This window comes from Streptomyces sp. (assembly GCF_036566765.1).
GTDB lineage: Bacteria > Actinomycetota > Actinomycetes > Streptomycetales > Streptomycetaceae > Streptomyces.
In genome coordinates this window covers 1-13,463 of sequence record NZ_DATCVQ010000070.1, presented here as the reverse complement: position 1 = coordinate 13,463, position 13,463 = coordinate 1, and the positions used below count along the sequence as shown (strand labels likewise).

Annotated in this window: 31 protein-coding genes; 1 reads left to right on the top strand and 30 read right to left on the bottom strand. The window is 68.9% G+C overall.

Annotation, left to right across the window (positions count from 1 at the left end):
- Positions 1-208 precede the first annotated feature (208 nt).
- The 9 genes from VIU94_RS03695 to VIU94_RS03655 form a co-directional block, all read right to left on the bottom strand.
- Positions 209-1,048 carry a hypothetical protein gene (locus VIU94_RS03695; RefSeq protein WP_331907463.1) on the bottom strand — a complete coding sequence of 280 codons (840 nt, stop codon included), beginning with the start codon at positions 1,046-1,048 and terminating at the stop codon, positions 209-211.
- A 132-nt stretch (positions 1,049-1,180) separates the two neighbouring features.
- The gene (locus VIU94_RS03690) at positions 1,181-1,510 is read right to left on the bottom strand and encodes a hypothetical protein (protein ID WP_331907461.1); all 330 of its coding nucleotides are present in this window, start codon (positions 1,508-1,510) and stop codon (positions 1,181-1,183) included.
- Positions 1,511-1,518: 8 nt separating this feature from the next.
- Positions 1,519-1,728 carry a hypothetical protein gene (locus VIU94_RS03685; protein WP_331907459.1) on the bottom strand — a complete coding sequence of 70 codons (210 nt, stop codon included), beginning with the start codon at positions 1,726-1,728 and terminating at the stop codon, positions 1,519-1,521.
- A complete protein-coding gene (locus VIU94_RS03680; protein ID WP_331907457.1) occupies positions 1,728-2,003 on the bottom strand; it encodes a hypothetical protein in 276 nt (91 codons plus the stop codon). The genes VIU94_RS03685 and VIU94_RS03680 overlap by 1 nt, the downstream gene beginning before the upstream one ends.
- Positions 2,000-2,743 carry a DNA-methyltransferase gene (locus tag VIU94_RS03675; protein WP_331907455.1) on the bottom strand — a complete coding sequence of 248 codons (744 nt, stop codon included), beginning with the start codon at positions 2,741-2,743 and terminating at the stop codon, positions 2,000-2,002. Before VIU94_RS03675 ends, VIU94_RS03680 begins: the two co-directional genes overlap by 4 nt.
- A complete protein-coding gene (locus VIU94_RS03670) occupies positions 2,740-2,970 on the bottom strand; it encodes a helix-turn-helix domain-containing protein (protein ID WP_331907453.1) in 231 nt (76 codons plus the stop codon). The genes VIU94_RS03675 and VIU94_RS03670 overlap by 4 nt, the downstream gene beginning before the upstream one ends.
- Positions 2,967-3,548 (bottom strand): hypothetical protein, encoded by a 582-nt coding sequence (locus VIU94_RS03665; protein WP_524540622.1) that lies wholly within the window; start codon positions 3,546-3,548, stop codon positions 2,967-2,969. Before VIU94_RS03665 ends, VIU94_RS03670 begins: the two co-directional genes overlap by 4 nt.
- Before the next feature lie 61 nt (positions 3,549-3,609).
- Positions 3,610-3,936: a hypothetical protein gene (locus tag VIU94_RS03660; protein WP_331907449.1), complete on the bottom strand. Its 327-nt coding sequence runs from the start codon at positions 3,934-3,936 to the stop codon at positions 3,610-3,612.
- Positions 3,933-4,736 (bottom strand): hypothetical protein, encoded by an 804-nt coding sequence (locus VIU94_RS03655; RefSeq protein WP_331907447.1) that lies wholly within the window; start codon positions 4,734-4,736, stop codon positions 3,933-3,935. The genes VIU94_RS03660 and VIU94_RS03655 overlap by 4 nt, the downstream gene beginning before the upstream one ends.
- Before the next feature lie 94 nt (positions 4,737-4,830).
- Between VIU94_RS03655 and VIU94_RS03650 the strand changes: the two genes are divergently transcribed.
- Positions 4,831-5,046 (top strand): helix-turn-helix domain-containing protein, encoded by a 216-nt coding sequence (locus VIU94_RS03650; RefSeq protein ID WP_331907445.1) that lies wholly within the window; start codon positions 4,831-4,833, stop codon positions 5,044-5,046.
- Between the two features lie 73 nt (positions 5,047-5,119).
- Here VIU94_RS03650 and VIU94_RS03645 read toward each other — a convergent pair whose 3' ends face one another.
- The 21 genes from VIU94_RS03645 to VIU94_RS03545 form a co-directional block, all read right to left on the bottom strand.
- Complete coding sequence (locus VIU94_RS03645) at positions 5,120-5,521, bottom strand: WhiB family transcriptional regulator (RefSeq protein ID WP_331907443.1); 402 nt, start codon at positions 5,519-5,521, stop codon at positions 5,120-5,122.
- On the bottom strand, positions 5,518-5,895 hold the full coding sequence (locus tag VIU94_RS03640; protein ID WP_331907441.1) for a hypothetical protein: 378 nt from the start codon (positions 5,893-5,895) through the stop codon (positions 5,518-5,520). Before VIU94_RS03640 ends, VIU94_RS03645 begins: the two co-directional genes overlap by 4 nt.
- Positions 5,892-6,140, bottom strand: a complete 249-nt coding sequence (locus VIU94_RS03635; RefSeq protein ID WP_331907439.1) for a hypothetical protein — start codon at positions 6,138-6,140, stop codon at positions 5,892-5,894. Before VIU94_RS03635 ends, VIU94_RS03640 begins: the two co-directional genes overlap by 4 nt.
- Positions 6,124-6,324, bottom strand: a complete 201-nt coding sequence (locus VIU94_RS03630) for a hypothetical protein (protein WP_331907437.1) — start codon at positions 6,322-6,324, stop codon at positions 6,124-6,126. The genes VIU94_RS03635 and VIU94_RS03630 overlap by 17 nt, the downstream gene beginning before the upstream one ends.
- Positions 6,321-6,695, bottom strand: coding sequence for a hypothetical protein (locus VIU94_RS03625; RefSeq protein ID WP_331907435.1), 375 nt, complete (start codon positions 6,693-6,695; stop codon positions 6,321-6,323). The genes VIU94_RS03630 and VIU94_RS03625 overlap by 4 nt, the downstream gene beginning before the upstream one ends.
- On the bottom strand, positions 6,692-7,045 hold the full coding sequence (locus VIU94_RS03620; protein WP_331907433.1) for a hypothetical protein: 354 nt from the start codon (positions 7,043-7,045) through the stop codon (positions 6,692-6,694). Before VIU94_RS03620 ends, VIU94_RS03625 begins: the two co-directional genes overlap by 4 nt.
- Positions 7,038-7,454 (bottom strand): hypothetical protein, encoded by a 417-nt coding sequence (locus VIU94_RS03615; RefSeq protein ID WP_331907431.1) that lies wholly within the window; start codon positions 7,452-7,454, stop codon positions 7,038-7,040. Before VIU94_RS03615 ends, VIU94_RS03620 begins: the two co-directional genes overlap by 8 nt.
- The gene (locus tag VIU94_RS03610) at positions 7,447-7,941 is read right to left on the bottom strand and encodes a hypothetical protein (RefSeq protein ID WP_331907429.1); all 495 of its coding nucleotides are present in this window, start codon (positions 7,939-7,941) and stop codon (positions 7,447-7,449) included. The genes VIU94_RS03615 and VIU94_RS03610 overlap by 8 nt, the downstream gene beginning before the upstream one ends.
- Entirely contained in the window at positions 7,938-8,324 is a 387-nt protein-coding gene (locus tag VIU94_RS03605; RefSeq protein ID WP_331907427.1) for a hypothetical protein, read from the bottom strand. The genes VIU94_RS03610 and VIU94_RS03605 overlap by 4 nt, the downstream gene beginning before the upstream one ends.
- 92 nt (positions 8,325-8,416) lie before the next feature.
- Positions 8,417-8,767 carry a hypothetical protein gene (locus VIU94_RS03600; protein WP_331907425.1) on the bottom strand — a complete coding sequence of 117 codons (351 nt, stop codon included), beginning with the start codon at positions 8,765-8,767 and terminating at the stop codon, positions 8,417-8,419.
- The gene (locus VIU94_RS03595; RefSeq protein WP_331907423.1) at positions 8,764-9,717 is read right to left on the bottom strand and encodes a hypothetical protein; all 954 of its coding nucleotides are present in this window, start codon (positions 9,715-9,717) and stop codon (positions 8,764-8,766) included. Before VIU94_RS03595 ends, VIU94_RS03600 begins: the two co-directional genes overlap by 4 nt.
- Positions 9,714-10,013: a hypothetical protein gene (locus VIU94_RS03590; RefSeq protein WP_331907421.1), complete on the bottom strand. Its 300-nt coding sequence runs from the start codon at positions 10,011-10,013 to the stop codon at positions 9,714-9,716. The genes VIU94_RS03595 and VIU94_RS03590 overlap by 4 nt, the downstream gene beginning before the upstream one ends.
- A complete protein-coding gene (locus VIU94_RS03585; RefSeq protein WP_331907419.1) occupies positions 10,010-10,240 on the bottom strand; it encodes a hypothetical protein in 231 nt (76 codons plus the stop codon). The genes VIU94_RS03590 and VIU94_RS03585 overlap by 4 nt, the downstream gene beginning before the upstream one ends.
- Complete coding sequence (locus VIU94_RS03580) at positions 10,237-10,470, bottom strand: hypothetical protein (protein WP_331907417.1); 234 nt, start codon at positions 10,468-10,470, stop codon at positions 10,237-10,239. The genes VIU94_RS03585 and VIU94_RS03580 overlap by 4 nt, the downstream gene beginning before the upstream one ends.
- Positions 10,467-10,742 (bottom strand): hypothetical protein, encoded by a 276-nt coding sequence (locus tag VIU94_RS03575; RefSeq protein WP_331907415.1) that lies wholly within the window; start codon positions 10,740-10,742, stop codon positions 10,467-10,469. The genes VIU94_RS03580 and VIU94_RS03575 overlap by 4 nt, the downstream gene beginning before the upstream one ends.
- Positions 10,739-10,921 carry a hypothetical protein gene (locus VIU94_RS03570; RefSeq protein ID WP_331907413.1) on the bottom strand — a complete coding sequence of 61 codons (183 nt, stop codon included), beginning with the start codon at positions 10,919-10,921 and terminating at the stop codon, positions 10,739-10,741. The genes VIU94_RS03575 and VIU94_RS03570 overlap by 4 nt, the downstream gene beginning before the upstream one ends.
- Complete coding sequence (locus tag VIU94_RS03565; RefSeq protein WP_331907411.1) at positions 10,918-11,193, bottom strand: hypothetical protein; 276 nt, start codon at positions 11,191-11,193, stop codon at positions 10,918-10,920. The genes VIU94_RS03570 and VIU94_RS03565 overlap by 4 nt, the downstream gene beginning before the upstream one ends.
- A complete protein-coding gene (locus VIU94_RS03560) occupies positions 11,190-11,624 on the bottom strand; it encodes a DNA-directed RNA polymerase subunit alpha C-terminal domain-containing protein (RefSeq protein WP_331907409.1) in 435 nt (144 codons plus the stop codon). Before VIU94_RS03560 ends, VIU94_RS03565 begins: the two co-directional genes overlap by 4 nt.
- Complete coding sequence (locus tag VIU94_RS44600) at positions 11,621-11,875, bottom strand: helix-turn-helix domain-containing protein (RefSeq protein ID WP_331907407.1); 255 nt, start codon at positions 11,873-11,875, stop codon at positions 11,621-11,623. The genes VIU94_RS03560 and VIU94_RS44600 overlap by 4 nt, the downstream gene beginning before the upstream one ends.
- 68 nt (positions 11,876-11,943) lie before the next feature.
- Positions 11,944-12,147, bottom strand: coding sequence for a helix-turn-helix transcriptional regulator (locus VIU94_RS03550; protein ID WP_331907405.1), 204 nt, complete (start codon positions 12,145-12,147; stop codon positions 11,944-11,946).
- Entirely contained in the window at positions 12,147-12,812 is a 666-nt protein-coding gene (locus VIU94_RS03545; protein ID WP_331907403.1) for a hypothetical protein, read from the bottom strand. The genes VIU94_RS03550 and VIU94_RS03545 overlap by 1 nt, the downstream gene beginning before the upstream one ends.
- Between the last annotated feature and the right edge of the window lie 651 nt (positions 12,813-13,463).

Below are 13,463 nucleotides of genomic sequence, written 5' to 3'. Positions count from 1 at the left end.
TCGGGCACAGCCACCAGGCGTTCACGGGGTCTCCGTGGTGTCGGGGCGGGGGTCCTTGGGGACCCAGACCGCGTACAACCCGCAGCCTGGGCAGCGCTTCTGGTCGTGGGTCTTGGACATCTCCTCAGCCCAGTCGTGCCAGGCGAGGTAGCCGGGGGGCGAGGGGGTGTGGTTCCCCCCATTCGCGCACGTGGGCGGTGTACGGCGCTTAGCCACGGGTCTCTCCGGTGGTGTCGGTGGGGTGGTCGAGGGCAGCGAGTCGCTCGGTGATGCGGGGGGCGATGTCGTCGCCCACCTGCTCGGCGGTGAAGTAGCCGTCGCGGATGAGGGCTTGCCGGGCGGCTTCGAGGCGCGCCTCGGCCTGCTCGGCGCGCTGCCGCTGGCGGTGCATCTCCTTGGCGAGGTCCAGCGCGTCAGCGGCGCTCTCACGGTCGAGGTCCTCGCGGTCCGGGCATGGCCATGGCATCTGGCAGTAGCCGCAGACCCGCCCGTCGCCCTCGCCTTCGCAGGGGCACCCGTTCTTGCAGCGGTGAACCCGGTGGCGGGCGCGGACACGGCGGAGCATCTCGGCCTTGGCGTCCCGCTGCACCTTGAGCGCGTCCCGCTCGTGGATCAACTCCAGGACGTTCGCGCGGCCCGTGGCGATGCGCTCTTCGGCGATGGCCGCAATCTCCTCGGCCAGCACCTGCTTCGCTTCGTCCCGCTCGGCCACCACGGCGGTGTGCGTCATGCGGAGCTTCTCCAGCTCGCCGCGCACAAGCCGCTTCTCGACGGCGAGGTTGTCCCGCTCGGCCAGCACCTTGCCCACGTGGGTGAGGCCGCCTTGAATCGCGGACTCTGCCTTGGCCAGCTCCTTGTGGAGCCGCTCCACCTCGGCCTGCAGTTCGAGTCGCACGACGCCGAGGTCCGTGACCACGCCTTCCAGGCCCTCCACCTCGGGACCGACGACGGCCATCACAGCGTCGGCAGCGCGGACGGACGGGCGGCTGTCGTTCGACTTCTGCTTGTCGCGCAGCGCCTTGGCGATCCTGTCTCTCAGGTCATCCATCGAGGCTCCAGTTGAACGGCCAGGGCAGCCCTGAGAGCGCCTGTGACGTCTTGGGGGTGCCGGGTGGGCGGATCGGGTCGGGATCCGGGGTGACAGGGGCGGAGCGGGCTGCTGGGGGGCGAGGGGAGGGAGTCACGGGCGTTCCCCACGGGCGATACGTCGGAGGATGTGCTCCTTCATGGCCTTCGCGGCGTCTGCCTGATCGGCTGTCCATCTGCCGAACGGGTCCGGCCACACGGTGGGTGCGGCGATCTCCCTCACAACCTTGGCGCGCACCATGGCCTCGTGAGCGGGCAGGACAGCGGCGAGGTGATCGCGGGCGATCGTCTCGAACATCGCCAGCGGCGCCCCGTGGCAGTAGTCGTCGCAGCTCTCATGTGAGGCGTCGTACATGCGCTGGCCGAGGATGGCGACCAACTCGGCGGGCACCTCGGTCGCGGTCTCGGGGGTCTCAGGGGGCATGGGGGGTGTCACAGCAGTCCTCTCGTGGGCACGTCTTCCGTGCTTCGGTACGTGGGCATCTCGTCGTCGTCCCAGTCGTCGTCCCAGTCCTCGGGCACGCAGGTGCACCAGCTGGAGCCCCATGCCGCTCCGCAGTCGCAGCGGGTGCAATCGCAGGAGCCGATCCCGTCACCCAGCCCCCGGTAGGTGTCGGGCAGGCCGCACACGTCGCAGGGCATCAGGTGTCCTCTCGGTTCAGGGCTTCACGGGCGGCCAGCTCACGGCGGGCGAGTTCAGCGCCACGGCGGGCGGTGGCAGCAGCCACCTCGGGGGTCGGCTTGTACGGCTTCGGCGCCGGCCGCAGCGGCACACGCCAACCCTCAGCGCGCATGTCCGCGATCCACGTCGCGGCGAACATGTGCGGGTCGGCCATCCCGACGGCCCATGGTCGGAGGCGGCGGGCGAGTTCGTTGATGGCGTCGTCGATGGCGGGCTGGAAGTCGGGGTCGGTCATGCGGTGTCCAGGGTGAGCTGGTCGAGGCGGCGGGCGGCTTTCTCTGCGTACGCCTCGTTGGCTTCGATGCCGATGGCCCGGCGTCCTGCAGCGCGGGCGGCGTCCAAGGTGCTGCCGCTGCCCGCGAACGGGTCGACCACCAGCCCGCCCGGTGGGCAGGCGTAGCGGATCAGCGGGTCGAGGATGCCGATCGGCTTCTCGGTGGGGTGGATCGCGCCGCGTCGCCACATCGAGGGGTGCTGGATCACCGATCGGGTCAGGCGCGTCCCGTCGTCGGTCCACGTCGCAGACCCGATCTTCCCGGTGTGCGGGACCTGACCTCTACTGGCGTTGCCCTTGGTGCGGTGGGACACATGCACGCGGGGGGTGTCGTGGTGGACCCCGCCCCAGTCGCCCCGATACCAGTGCGTCACATGCTCGTGAACGCGCTTGAACCGGTCGGTCGCGAACCCGGACCCGTTCTGCTTCTCCCAGATGACGTCCTGCGAGAACTTCCACCCCGCGAACTCGTGGGCGTTGTCGAGGAACATCCGCATCGACCCGAAACACCACAGCGACGACGTCACCGAGGCCGCTGTGACGAGCCACCCGGTAGGCCACCGGTCCCACGCCAGGGAGGTCTCCCCGTACGGCGGGTCGGCGACCACGAGATCGGCCGTCACGCCGAGGGTGGGGAGCACTCCGCGGCAGTCGCCGAGGTAGAGGCTCACGGTGCCGTCGGTCCAGTAGGGGGTGGTCATGCCGGGGCCTCGGGGCCGAACCGGCTTGCGATGAGCAGTTCGCGGCCGGTGAGTCGGGTGATCCGGTCCGCCCACGCGATGCTCATGGGTGCCCTTCCGGTGAGCATCTGGGACATGTGCTTGGTCGAGATGCCGAGCGTTTGGGCGGCCTCGGCTTGCGAGAGCCCGGCGACCTTGAGGCAGGCGCGGACTTCGAGACGTAGCGCGGCTTGCAGGTCGTCGGTCATGATGGGGCCTCGGTGGGCGGGTCGAGGGCGCCGAGTATCTGGCGCAGTTTCCATGCCACGTCGGCGGCGGGGACTGAGCCGGAGCCGCGCACGAGCACGTCGGCGAAGGCCTCGATCTCGGCGCGCAGTTTCACGCTGGTGGCCGTGACGTCGGTCCGCCACTGCTCTAGGCGGAAGATGTCGGCTTGGTGGTTGGCGCGGAGCCGCTCCACCTCGGCCACCAGTTCGTCGCGGTGGGACAACACGTCGGAGACTTGCTCGGCGAGCCAGACAACGCAGGTCGACCCTCGGTGGCCGTGGACGTGCATCGCCTTGTCCAGGTCGTCCCACACGACCGTGGACGCGTAGTCCCCGAGCCAGCGGATCACCACGGTGCCGTCAGCGAACTGGGCCCCATAGGCGACCGTCCCGTCACCGGACACGCCCGTAACGTCGGCCTCACGGTGCAGGGCGAACGGCCGGGGACACTCGCCATCGCGGTAGGCGAAGATCGGGCGGGGGTTAAGGTCATCGGTCGACCCGCACTCTGGCGCTGGACAGTCCTCGCGCCAACCCTTGTGTGTGGTCGGCGCTCCCATGGGGTCGTTGCCGCAATGGGTCTCTCTCGTGAATGGGTCGGTCATGACGCTTCCTGCTTCCTCAGGCGGAGATTCGGATACGGCATCGGGGATGCTCGACACACGCCTCGGCGATGTCGCGGAGGTAGCGCAGGGCGCCCTCGTAGTCGCCCCAGCCGTTCGGTGGGTTCATGGCCCGGAAGTGGTCCGGGTTGGCCTCCATGCGCTTCACGCCCTCGGCGAGAGGTCCAGCCGCCTCGGAGCACGGAGCCCCGTCGAACTCTCGGAGGAGCTTGCCCCCGAGGGCGTCGCACCACATCACGCCGACATTGGCGGTGTAGTTGCCGATCTCGACGACATCGACCGCTTGTGTACCGGTGTCGATCTCTAGGTAGGTCCAATAGCTCATGCCGGGATTCCTTTCGCGAGGCGTGCGGCGTGGATGACGTGGATCTCATGGCGTGCGCCCGGATCGTCGGACTCGGCACGGGCCACGAGCGGGCCACCGAAGTCCTCCCGCTCCATCAGCCGTTTCAGCGCAGCCTCGTACTCACGTTGATCAAACTTCTGTTCTTCGAACGCGGCGGGTGTTGCGTCTTCCACATCCGCCACTGATGAGAGAAGAGAGATGTCTTTAGAGGGATAGGTAGTAGAGGGAGTTAGAGGTACTAGGGGCAGACGCTCGTCTGCCCTTTGAGCACTCTCCGTCTGCCCTTTGGCGTCAGAGGGTGGATCGTCGTCTGCCCTTTGTTCGGCCTCTTGAGTGTCCGAGGAGTCGTTATCCACAGGGCTAAAGGGCGGATCGTCGTCTGCCCTTAGCGGGGCGCTGGGAAGGGAGATGCTCGCCGGGAACTCCGGCACCCGGAACCGCATCGCGAGCCCCTTGTGCGCGAAGATCTCCCGGCCGTCCTTGCCAACCTTGATGGGGATGCGGACCTCCAGCCCCCGAGCTCGGAGGCGCTGAAGGACGCGAGAGAGCCCGGTCTTGTCGACCCCTAGCGCATGCTGAATTCGTTCGAACAACGTCTCTTCGTCGCCCCGGTGCCGCCACATCTCCCGCGTGTCCTCATTGCTGCGCTCGGCGATGACCAGCAGAGCGGTCCGCTCGGCCAGGGTCAGATCAGCGGCGACCGGAGTCAGCAGCCATTCCACGACCTCACCCACCAACTTGCCGCTCAAGCCGACCCCTATCCGAATGGTGACCTGCATCTATCTTACGCCAACGCCGCATGTGGCGTATGCCTACACGCCAGTTAACAACGTGGCATCATGGTGGTAGGCCAACCCGTGAGAACATGACCGCGTGAGGGACCCCATGGGAGATGTCGTCGCAGCACGCAAGGCGTACGAGCAGGCGCAGCAAGACGCCCGCCAGCTCGTCGAACGCGCACGCCTGGAACTCGGCAGAGCCATCCGCGAGGCGCGCGAGGAGAACGTGTCCCAAGACGCCATCGCCAAAGAACTCGGGCTGACCCGCGAGCAGGTCCGCCGCTTCCAGCGCGAGTACGAATCCCACTGACCCCTCCTCCTCTCCTCGTCGGTCGGGTAGTGGTCCAGTGAGGGCAGGGAGGGGGAACCTGCCCTCACCGGTGTCAGGCGGGCCGGGCGTACTCGTGCTCACGCCGGTGCTCGTGCACGCACACCCGGCAGATGGTGTGGTGGCCATCCGGGTTACGAGACAGCTGGTTGAACTCGCCGAACGACTTCTCCTCCCCGCAGTTGGCGCACTCCTTGTCACCCGGCGGGAGCGCGGCAGGGGTGTGCTTGGGAAGCTGCCGGCGAAGCCCGCGGCGCTCCTTCTCCGTGGTGCCGCCCCAGATGCCGTACTCCTGGGTCAGCCCGAACGACAGGCACCGCAGGACCACCGGGCAGGACCGGCAGAGCGCGCGGGCCTTGTCGATCTGGTCGGTGAACCCGTCGCCGTCCCCGAGGGGGAACCACAGCTCGGGGTCCTCCTTGCGGCACGCCCCCCGCCTCATCCAGTCGGTAGTCACGGCCCCTCCAACTCGGTGATGTGGATGACCAGCCGGCCGCCCGGTTCAACGGCGCCGAGGCGCATGTCAGGGCCGATCAGGTAGGCGTCGGAGTCATCGGTGAGCACCCCGGCATCCACGACCCCGTCGACCGCTGCTTTGGCGGAGGGGAACAGGTTGTGGACGTCACGCCGGCGGCGGTCCGGCGGCCGGTACTCAACGACGATGTGCGCCCGCTCAAGGTGCGGGACCTTCGCTTCTCTGACGCACCAATAGGCGATGCCACGGAGGTTGCGGGTGAGCCGAGCGCGGGCGTGGTGGTGGATGCGCCGGTTGGCGTTCAGCAGCGCCTCGCCCGCGGGGAGCTCAACGGTCCACATGCGCAGGGAGTTCACGACCGCTCACCACCGTTGAGGAGGTCGGTGAGTTCAGCGAGCAGTTCGGTGTCGGTGCGTCCGATGACGTCGGTGTTCACGAGGTCGCAGGCCCGGTCAAGGGTCATCGAAGCGGCGACCGCCTCAGCGTGGGAGGCGTGCACCTCGTCGATGAGGCGCTGGAGGGCTTTACGCACGGAGGGGATGTGGGCTTTGGCCCCGGCCATCTCTTTGATGGCGGCCATCTCCTCAGGCTGCAAGCGCATCAGGGGCCTCCATCAGGTCGGGCAGGATTTCGGCGCGGCGGGAGTGGCGCCCGTTGGGGCGGGCGAGCAGGCGGGCGGAACCGGCCTGGGCACCGGAGTGCTTGCCGGGCTGGTGGCGGTCTCGCATCAGCCAGGAACCGGTAGCGGCGAGGGTCAGGGCGAGGGAGAACCACAGGGCGGTCATGACCTGCGCCCCTCGTGAGGCCACGTGACGGGCTTGGAGCGACGCACGGTGACCGTCGCCCCGAGTTCGCGCAGCCGCTTGGTGCGCCGGTAAGCGCTGGCAGAGCCGAGGAACAGGCGTTCGGCTGGCCACTTGAAGGTGTTGTCGGGGCGGACGTACTCACTGCCGCCCTCGTCGTACGGGCCGTTGTGCTCGCGCGCCTTCTCCCAGTCGCAGGAGCCGTTGTCGTAGACCGTGCACGGCTTCACCTCGCCGGTAATCCAGCTGGCCTCGTTGAGGTCGTGCTTGTCGTGCCAGTTGGTCGGGCGCCATCCGGGCTTGTCGTGGCCGTCGGGGTAGGTGATGTCGAGCCGGTAGACGCGTGTCGTCATGGCTTCTCGCCCTCCCCGGTGTCGGCCGGGGCGTCCGGCACGGTGGAGATCGGGGACAGGCAGTCGCACTGGTAGGCGTCGCACGCGCGTGGGTGTGGCTTTGGGCGGTCGCCCGCCTTCCCAGACCAGAGACCCCAGTGGTTGCGGACGAGATGACCGCAGACGCACGCCTCGCGCTCGTCGTCGGCGTCGCGGCCCTTACCCTCGGCGACGACCTTCTCGACGCTGTAGCCGGTGACCTCGTAGGCGGGTGCCTCGCCGTCGTCGATGACCTGCTCGGCGGCGTCGGCGCTCTCGGCGTCGATGACCCACTCGACGTCCCACGTGGCGTAGACCCTGTACTCAGGCATCGGTCTCGTCCTCCTTCGGGGCGTCCGGCACGGTGGTCTCAGCGGGGGCCTCGGGCTCGTCTGCGGGCAGCACGGGGACGAACTCCTGGGTGGCTGAGATCTCCCGCTCGTGCTCCATGTCCACCGGCACGGCATGCACAGGGCGACTGCTGGGGCACAGCCAGCGCCCCTCCTCCAGGTGCCAGCCCGCCTGTAGGGCGAAGGCGTACAGCACCTCCGAGGAGCACGACGGCAACTGTCGGGGGGTGACACCGGGTGCCCAGTCCGGGCGGTGTGTCGGCAGCACGTAGCGGGCGTCGCAGCCGGTCTGAGCGCACGGGAGGGTCACGTCGGGGACGGGGATGCCGCCCTCGTAGCGGATGGACAGTTCCCTGTGGGGACCGGCCTTCCAGGTGGTCTGCTCACTCACCGGGCTCACCGCCGTTGATGGCGCCCATGACGAGCGCGGTCAGTTCGGCGACCGTCATGGCGTTCAGGTCGACGCCCTCAATGTCGGCATCGGCGAAGGTCTGATGGACGCGCTGCTCGGGGGTGTTCGCCTCTGCTTCGCCGTCCTCGCGGTCCTTGTGCGCGGCCTCCTGGATCATCCGGATGGCGGCGATGCAGTCCTCGCGGGAGATCGCGTCGTCGCCCTTGTTCTCGGCGATGTGCTCGTAGATCTCCACGGCGTCGCAGGTGAAGGGGAGGTTGGTGTTCCAGTCCTCGTCCTCCACGGCAAAGCCGATGCCAATGGTCATGAACTTCGGGAAGCCGACGATGGCCTGCTTGTCGCTGAGCATCACGCGATAGGCCCAGTAGTCCTCACCGAGACTCGGGGTGATCATAAGCGGGCCGATCTCGGCGGTCCGGTTCTCCTGGCCTCGGACTTCCAGCGTCAGGTCGGTACGCTCTGTCATGACTCTGTTCCTTTCGAGGGGTTCGGGGTCGTCTCATCGGCCGTCTCGGTGGCACCCGAGGCGGCCTTTGTCTTCAGGTCGGCGAGCAGCCGGTCAGTGCCGGGGTGGTCGACGAGGCGCGTCCATCCGCCCTCGTCGTTGAGGAGCACCCAGCCGTACAAGGCGTGCTCGACAGGCTTCGCGGACGGAGGGAAATTGCCGTTCGTCGACACCGAGAAGCCCAGCCTCATCGCCTCGGCGGGCCAGGCACCGATCCACCCGTGGCAGCCCGTCGTCGGGGTCCCGCAGACCAGCAGGAGATTGCTCGGCAGGTTGATCGCCGGGTTGCGGCTACCTCCCGACGCCCGGTTGCGCCGGTGGTGCTCGTCTGACTCCTGGAACATGACGTCTCGGCCGCACCGGGCGCACCGCCAGTTGTCCCGCTGGCGGACGATGTCCCGCACGGCCTGCGTCGGCCCGGTGCTGCGCCGGCGCTTCACGACCTCACCGACTCGTACATCGCCCGCACCGAAGCGCCGATCGACTGGAACGCCGACAGTTCGTCCTTCAGTGCCCACGCGGTCCGCTCGGCGTAGTTGAACGCGATCTCCGCTGTCTCGGCGGCCTCCCGCTCCTCGATCGTGTCGATCTGCGCCTGGTACTTGCGGTCAGGGATCGACCCCTCGGCCGCCTTGTAGGCGAAGGCGAACGCGAGGTCGAACTCCCGGCGAAGCTTCTTGGCCTTGGCTTCGGCGTCGGTGACGACCCGGACGCCCTTGGCGATGCGCTCTCGCACCTCGGAGATGTGCCGCTCGACGTCGACCGGGTTCAGGGGTGAGTCGCTCATGTCGGCTCACCGCCCGTCGCCCACGGGTCATCAGGGACGGGGGCCGTCACGCGCTCGGCGAGCTTCGGGTTGGCCATGGTGTCCTTGACCATCCGGTTGTGCGTGGCCTGCTGCTCCTTGGTCATCTCGCCGTTGGCCGCGAGCTGCTCATCGGTGGCGCGGGACCGGGAGGTCGAGCCGTCCTTGTTCGCCGGGCGGGCGTCGATGGCCTCCTGCCGCTTCACACCGAGCGTCCACAGGTGCGCCTCGTGCACCGGCTCGCATCGGCCGGCGAGCTTGCGGGCCTTGATCTCGTTCGCCAGCGTCGTCAGCTCTCCACGGCTGGTGGCCGCGCCGATGCGGGTCTCCATGTCGGCGAGCCACGCGTGGTCGGTGTGCTGTACGGCGGGGGCCTCCTGAGGGGCACGCCGCTGCCGGTCAGCGGAACCACCTGCGGCGACGGCGTTCTCGGCGGACGGGTCGGCGCGGTCGCCCTTGGCCCACAGGTCCAGCGCCACCCCGAACCGCATGGCGGCATTCCGCAGGGCGTCGCCGATGAGCACCTTGACGGCGTCGTTCTGGCCGGACGGGCACGACCCGTAGCCGCGCCGGGTGACACCGAGGACGGTCAGCTTGATCCACATGCCGACCGGGTTGCCCTTGTCGTCGGTGTCCAGCAGTGGGAGGCCGTGCTCGTCCTCGGCGGCCGGGTCCCACGACCACGCCGGGTCGGTCTCCAGCAGGCGGCGGGTAACGTCGGCGTGCCCGACATAGTCGAGGTGAATGTGGGCGGAGGACACCCACGCGTTGCACTCGTCGCAGCGCTGCTTCTTGTGGTTGACGTTGTTGCAGTTCTTCCGGAAGTCGGAACAGTCGCGGCAGGTGACGCGCGGGAGCTTCCCGACGTGCTCGGGAGGGAACGGCTCCAGCAGGCTCAGCAGCGCCGCCCCGTCGGTCGTCGTCTCGGTCACGGTCTGCCTCCTTCCAGCTTGTCGAGGGCGGCTTCGATGCGGTCGCGGATGTAGTCGTCTGCCTGCTCGTCCCGGCAGGTGCCGACGGCGTCGGGGATGATCTCCGGCCACGGGGCGTCGCGCAGGCACACCGCCTCGCACAACTCCTCGAACCACTCCATGGCCAGGTCCTCGGGCAGCGGGGACAGCTCGGCGAGGCGCTGGGGCAGGTGTGGGACGGGGTGCTCGGCGAGGGTCTCCAACTGGTCGCGTCGGGTCTCGGTGACCGGGAGCGGGGGGACGAGGTGGGGGGTCACGACCCACCCCCGGTGAGGAGGTCGAGGTAGATGTCCCGGTGCCTCGCGTTGCCCACGACCAGGGCGAAGGCGAGTTGCTGGAACACGCCCCACCGCCACATCGGTGAACGGGCCGGGCGGCACGCCTTCAGCAGGGCCTGGACCTCGCTCTGCCGGTTGTCGAGCAGGCCGCTGTTCCACTCGCGGGCGTAGTCGAGCAGGGCCATGCGGACCTCGTGGCGGCTCACACCGCACCTCCGGCGGTCTCAGGGGTCCACCGGCCGGTGATGACCTCGCGGTGCACCAGCAGGGCGGAGGCGCTCACACGGCGGCGCAGATGGTCGCGCATCGCCTCGGCCTGCTCGTGGTCGTCGCACTCGTCCAGGACGTAGCGCTTCAGGCCCTTGCTGTAGGAGAAGACTCCCCACTCGGTGGTGGTCTCGGGGGCGTCGTGCTCGGCGAGAGCGGCGGGGATCACGACCCACCCCCGTTGATCTGCCGGGCGATCAGCAGCAGGTGGTAGCTGACGGCGGACTCGTCGTGCTGGTGGTCGGCGTCGAGGTGGGGGTCGAGGGTGTCGAAGAAGTCGGCGGTGAGGTCGAGGGCCGTGGCGAGGGCGTGCCCGATCGCCGCTGTGAAGGGCGTGGGGTCGCCCTTCCAGGACGGGTCGGCGCGCATCTCTTCCAGAGCGGCGGCGACCCTCCTGCGCAGTTCGGTCGCGGCGGCTCGCAGTTCGGAGGAGGCGGTCATCGGAAGTACCCCTCTCGCACCATGTCTTCGCCGACCTCACGCAGCCGGAGGCGCTCGGCGGCGGCCTCCGGGGAGATGCGGCGGGCGCGGAGGGTGAACCAGCAGGCGACCAGGACCATGGCGGAGACCGTGGCGGCGAGGATGGCGGCGACCAGAACGGCGCGGTCGAATGGGGTCATGACGCACGCTCCGGCAACCAGGCCAGCTCCGTGGCGTGCACGTGGACGAATCCGCAGAAGCACTGGCCTCGCCGGATCCGGCAGACGTTCACGCCGATCACGGCCGGGTTGACGTAGTGCGCCTCCGCGAAGTGCGGGGCGGTTCCTTCGAGGCGTGTCTCGGGCACAACCGTCACGTCGTAGCCCTTGGCCGGCCCAAAGCTGGACTCGCGCTCGACCCGGGCGAGGTTGCGCCCGACGATGACCGGTGTGCCGTCGGGGATCGCGGTCATGACGCCAGCTCCAGCCCGTGCCCTGCGAGCACCGTCCGAACCTCGCGCTCCGACCCCTCACCGAAGCCCCGGATTTCCCGCAGTTCATCCATCGACCACTCGACAACCTGACCGACGGTCTTGATGTCGTATCGACCGAGCATGCGGACGACGCGAGCTGGCAGACCGAGGACCCGGATGGACGCGGTGAGCAGTTCCTCCCGCTCCGCCTCGGTGAGCGCCCGGACCTCCGGCCGCTTCTCGGCGGGCAGGTAGACCACGTGGCGCACGGTGACGGCCTCGGTGCCGGTGTAGACGAACCCTTCGAATGGGTTCGGCAGTCCGGAGTCGTAGGCGAAGTCGAGTCGGCTCCAGTGGCCATCGGCGACGTCGGCCACCTCGGCGTCGATGGTGATGCGGACCTTGTCGCCGGGCTTGAAGGTGGCGGTCATGCCTGCTCACCCCTCAGCAGCGCCTCGACCTGAGCGCGGGAGTAGCGGCGGCGGTTGCCGATCGTGGAGACCGAGTCGAGCTTGCCTGCCTTCGCCCACCTGGCCACGGTGGTGGTGTTGACCCGCATCGCCTTGGCGACCTCGGCGGGGGTCATCAGGTTCGTGAAGTCAACGCCGTTGATGATCAGCGGCTCGGAGAACACCGAGCCGGGCTGGGTGGTGACGATCGGGTCGTTACTCTGGTCGTTCATGGGGCCCTTGCCTTTCTGTGGGATGGGGCTCCGCGCCCCCTTGGCCGGTGCCTGGCTGAGGGGGCGCACTACGTGTGGGTGGTCTTGACGGTGCGCTCGTCGAGGAAGGCGTCGAGGTCGCGGATGCGGTACACCACGGCGCGGCCGGCGCGGATGTAGCGGGGGCCTTTGCCTCGGTTGCGCCAGTTCTCCAAGGTCCGGTTGGCGACGCCGATGTAGGTGGCGGCCTCGGGGGTCTTGAGGGTGGTGCGGCGGTCGGTGGCGGTGGCCATCAGGCGGGGTCCCAGCGGACGACCTCATACCGGCCGAAGCCCTGGGAGCGGGAAGCGCCGATGCCCTGCTGCTCGCCGGTGAGCCAGATCATCGCCCACTGTTCGGCGGTGAAGTCGTGGTCGGTGATGACCGTGAAGTCGATCTTCGCGTCGTCGACGTACTCCTCGTACTGGATGCCGGTGCCGCGCCATGTGTGGACGAACCGCTGCGTGATTCCGGTGGCCTCGGAGACGCCGAGGTGCAGCCGGTCCTCGACGACCATCACGTGCTCGGCGAGGTAGGACAGCAGGCCCTTGTTCGTCTTGCCCCAGCCTCGGGCGTTGAGCTTGCCGGAGGCGACGGCCACGGAAGCGGCCTCCTTCAGCGCGGCCTTGAGCTGGCGACCTTCGATGTAGAGGCCGGTGTCGTCGCGCTTGAAGCCATTGAGGTGCTTGAGGCTGTCGACCTCGGCGGCGGCCTGGTCGACGTCCACGCCGCGCTCGGCCATGGTCTTGGCGACGGCCTCGCGGATCAGGTCGTCCTTGTCGGCGAGCTTGGTCTTGAGCCAGGACTCGGCGACCTTCGAGTCGGTGGGGGTGCCGCCGGCGATGGTGCGGACGTTGAGTGTGCCGTTGAAGCGGTGCGGCCATGCCTTCTCGGTGTGGCGGGCGAAGACGGAGGTCATGTCAGTTCCTCTCGGGAAGTCGGCGAGGGGTGGGCTGTGGCGGGGCAGGCGAGGGCGGGACTGCGGGGGGCAGGGGAGTCGGAGAGGGATGGCCCGAGTTGCTCTGCGCAGGGAAGTCGGGTAGGGCGGCGCGGGAAGGGGCAGGGCCGGGTTGTCGGTTGGGCAGAGACGGGGAGTCGGGATGGGGTGGCCCGGATTGGGGCTGGCCGGAGAAGGCGCGAGACGCGGCGGGAAGGGGTGGGACGGGAAGTCGGGATGGATGGGTGTGAGCGGGACAGGCGCGGGAGGGGAAGTCGAGCAGGGCCGGGTTGCGAGGGATCGGCATGGGAGGTCGGGATGGGTAGGTGTAGGCAGATCTGGGCTGCGGAGGGGAGTCGGGCAGGGCGGGCACGCGGTGACAGGCCAGGGGTCGGGTAGTCGGAGGGACGAGGGCTGCTGAGATCTGCGATGGCGTGGGGCGGGAAGTCGGGCTGGGACGGGGCGGGCAGTGTTGGCGCGGCAGGGGTAGTCGGGAAGGCTGGGGCCGGGGTGACGTGCGTTGACATGGGGAGTCGGTGTGGATGAGGCGGGACTGGGGGAGGGCGGGGAAGTCGACGGGGGCTGGGATGACACAGGCGTGGGAAGGGAAGTCGGGAGGGGCGGGGGGCGGCG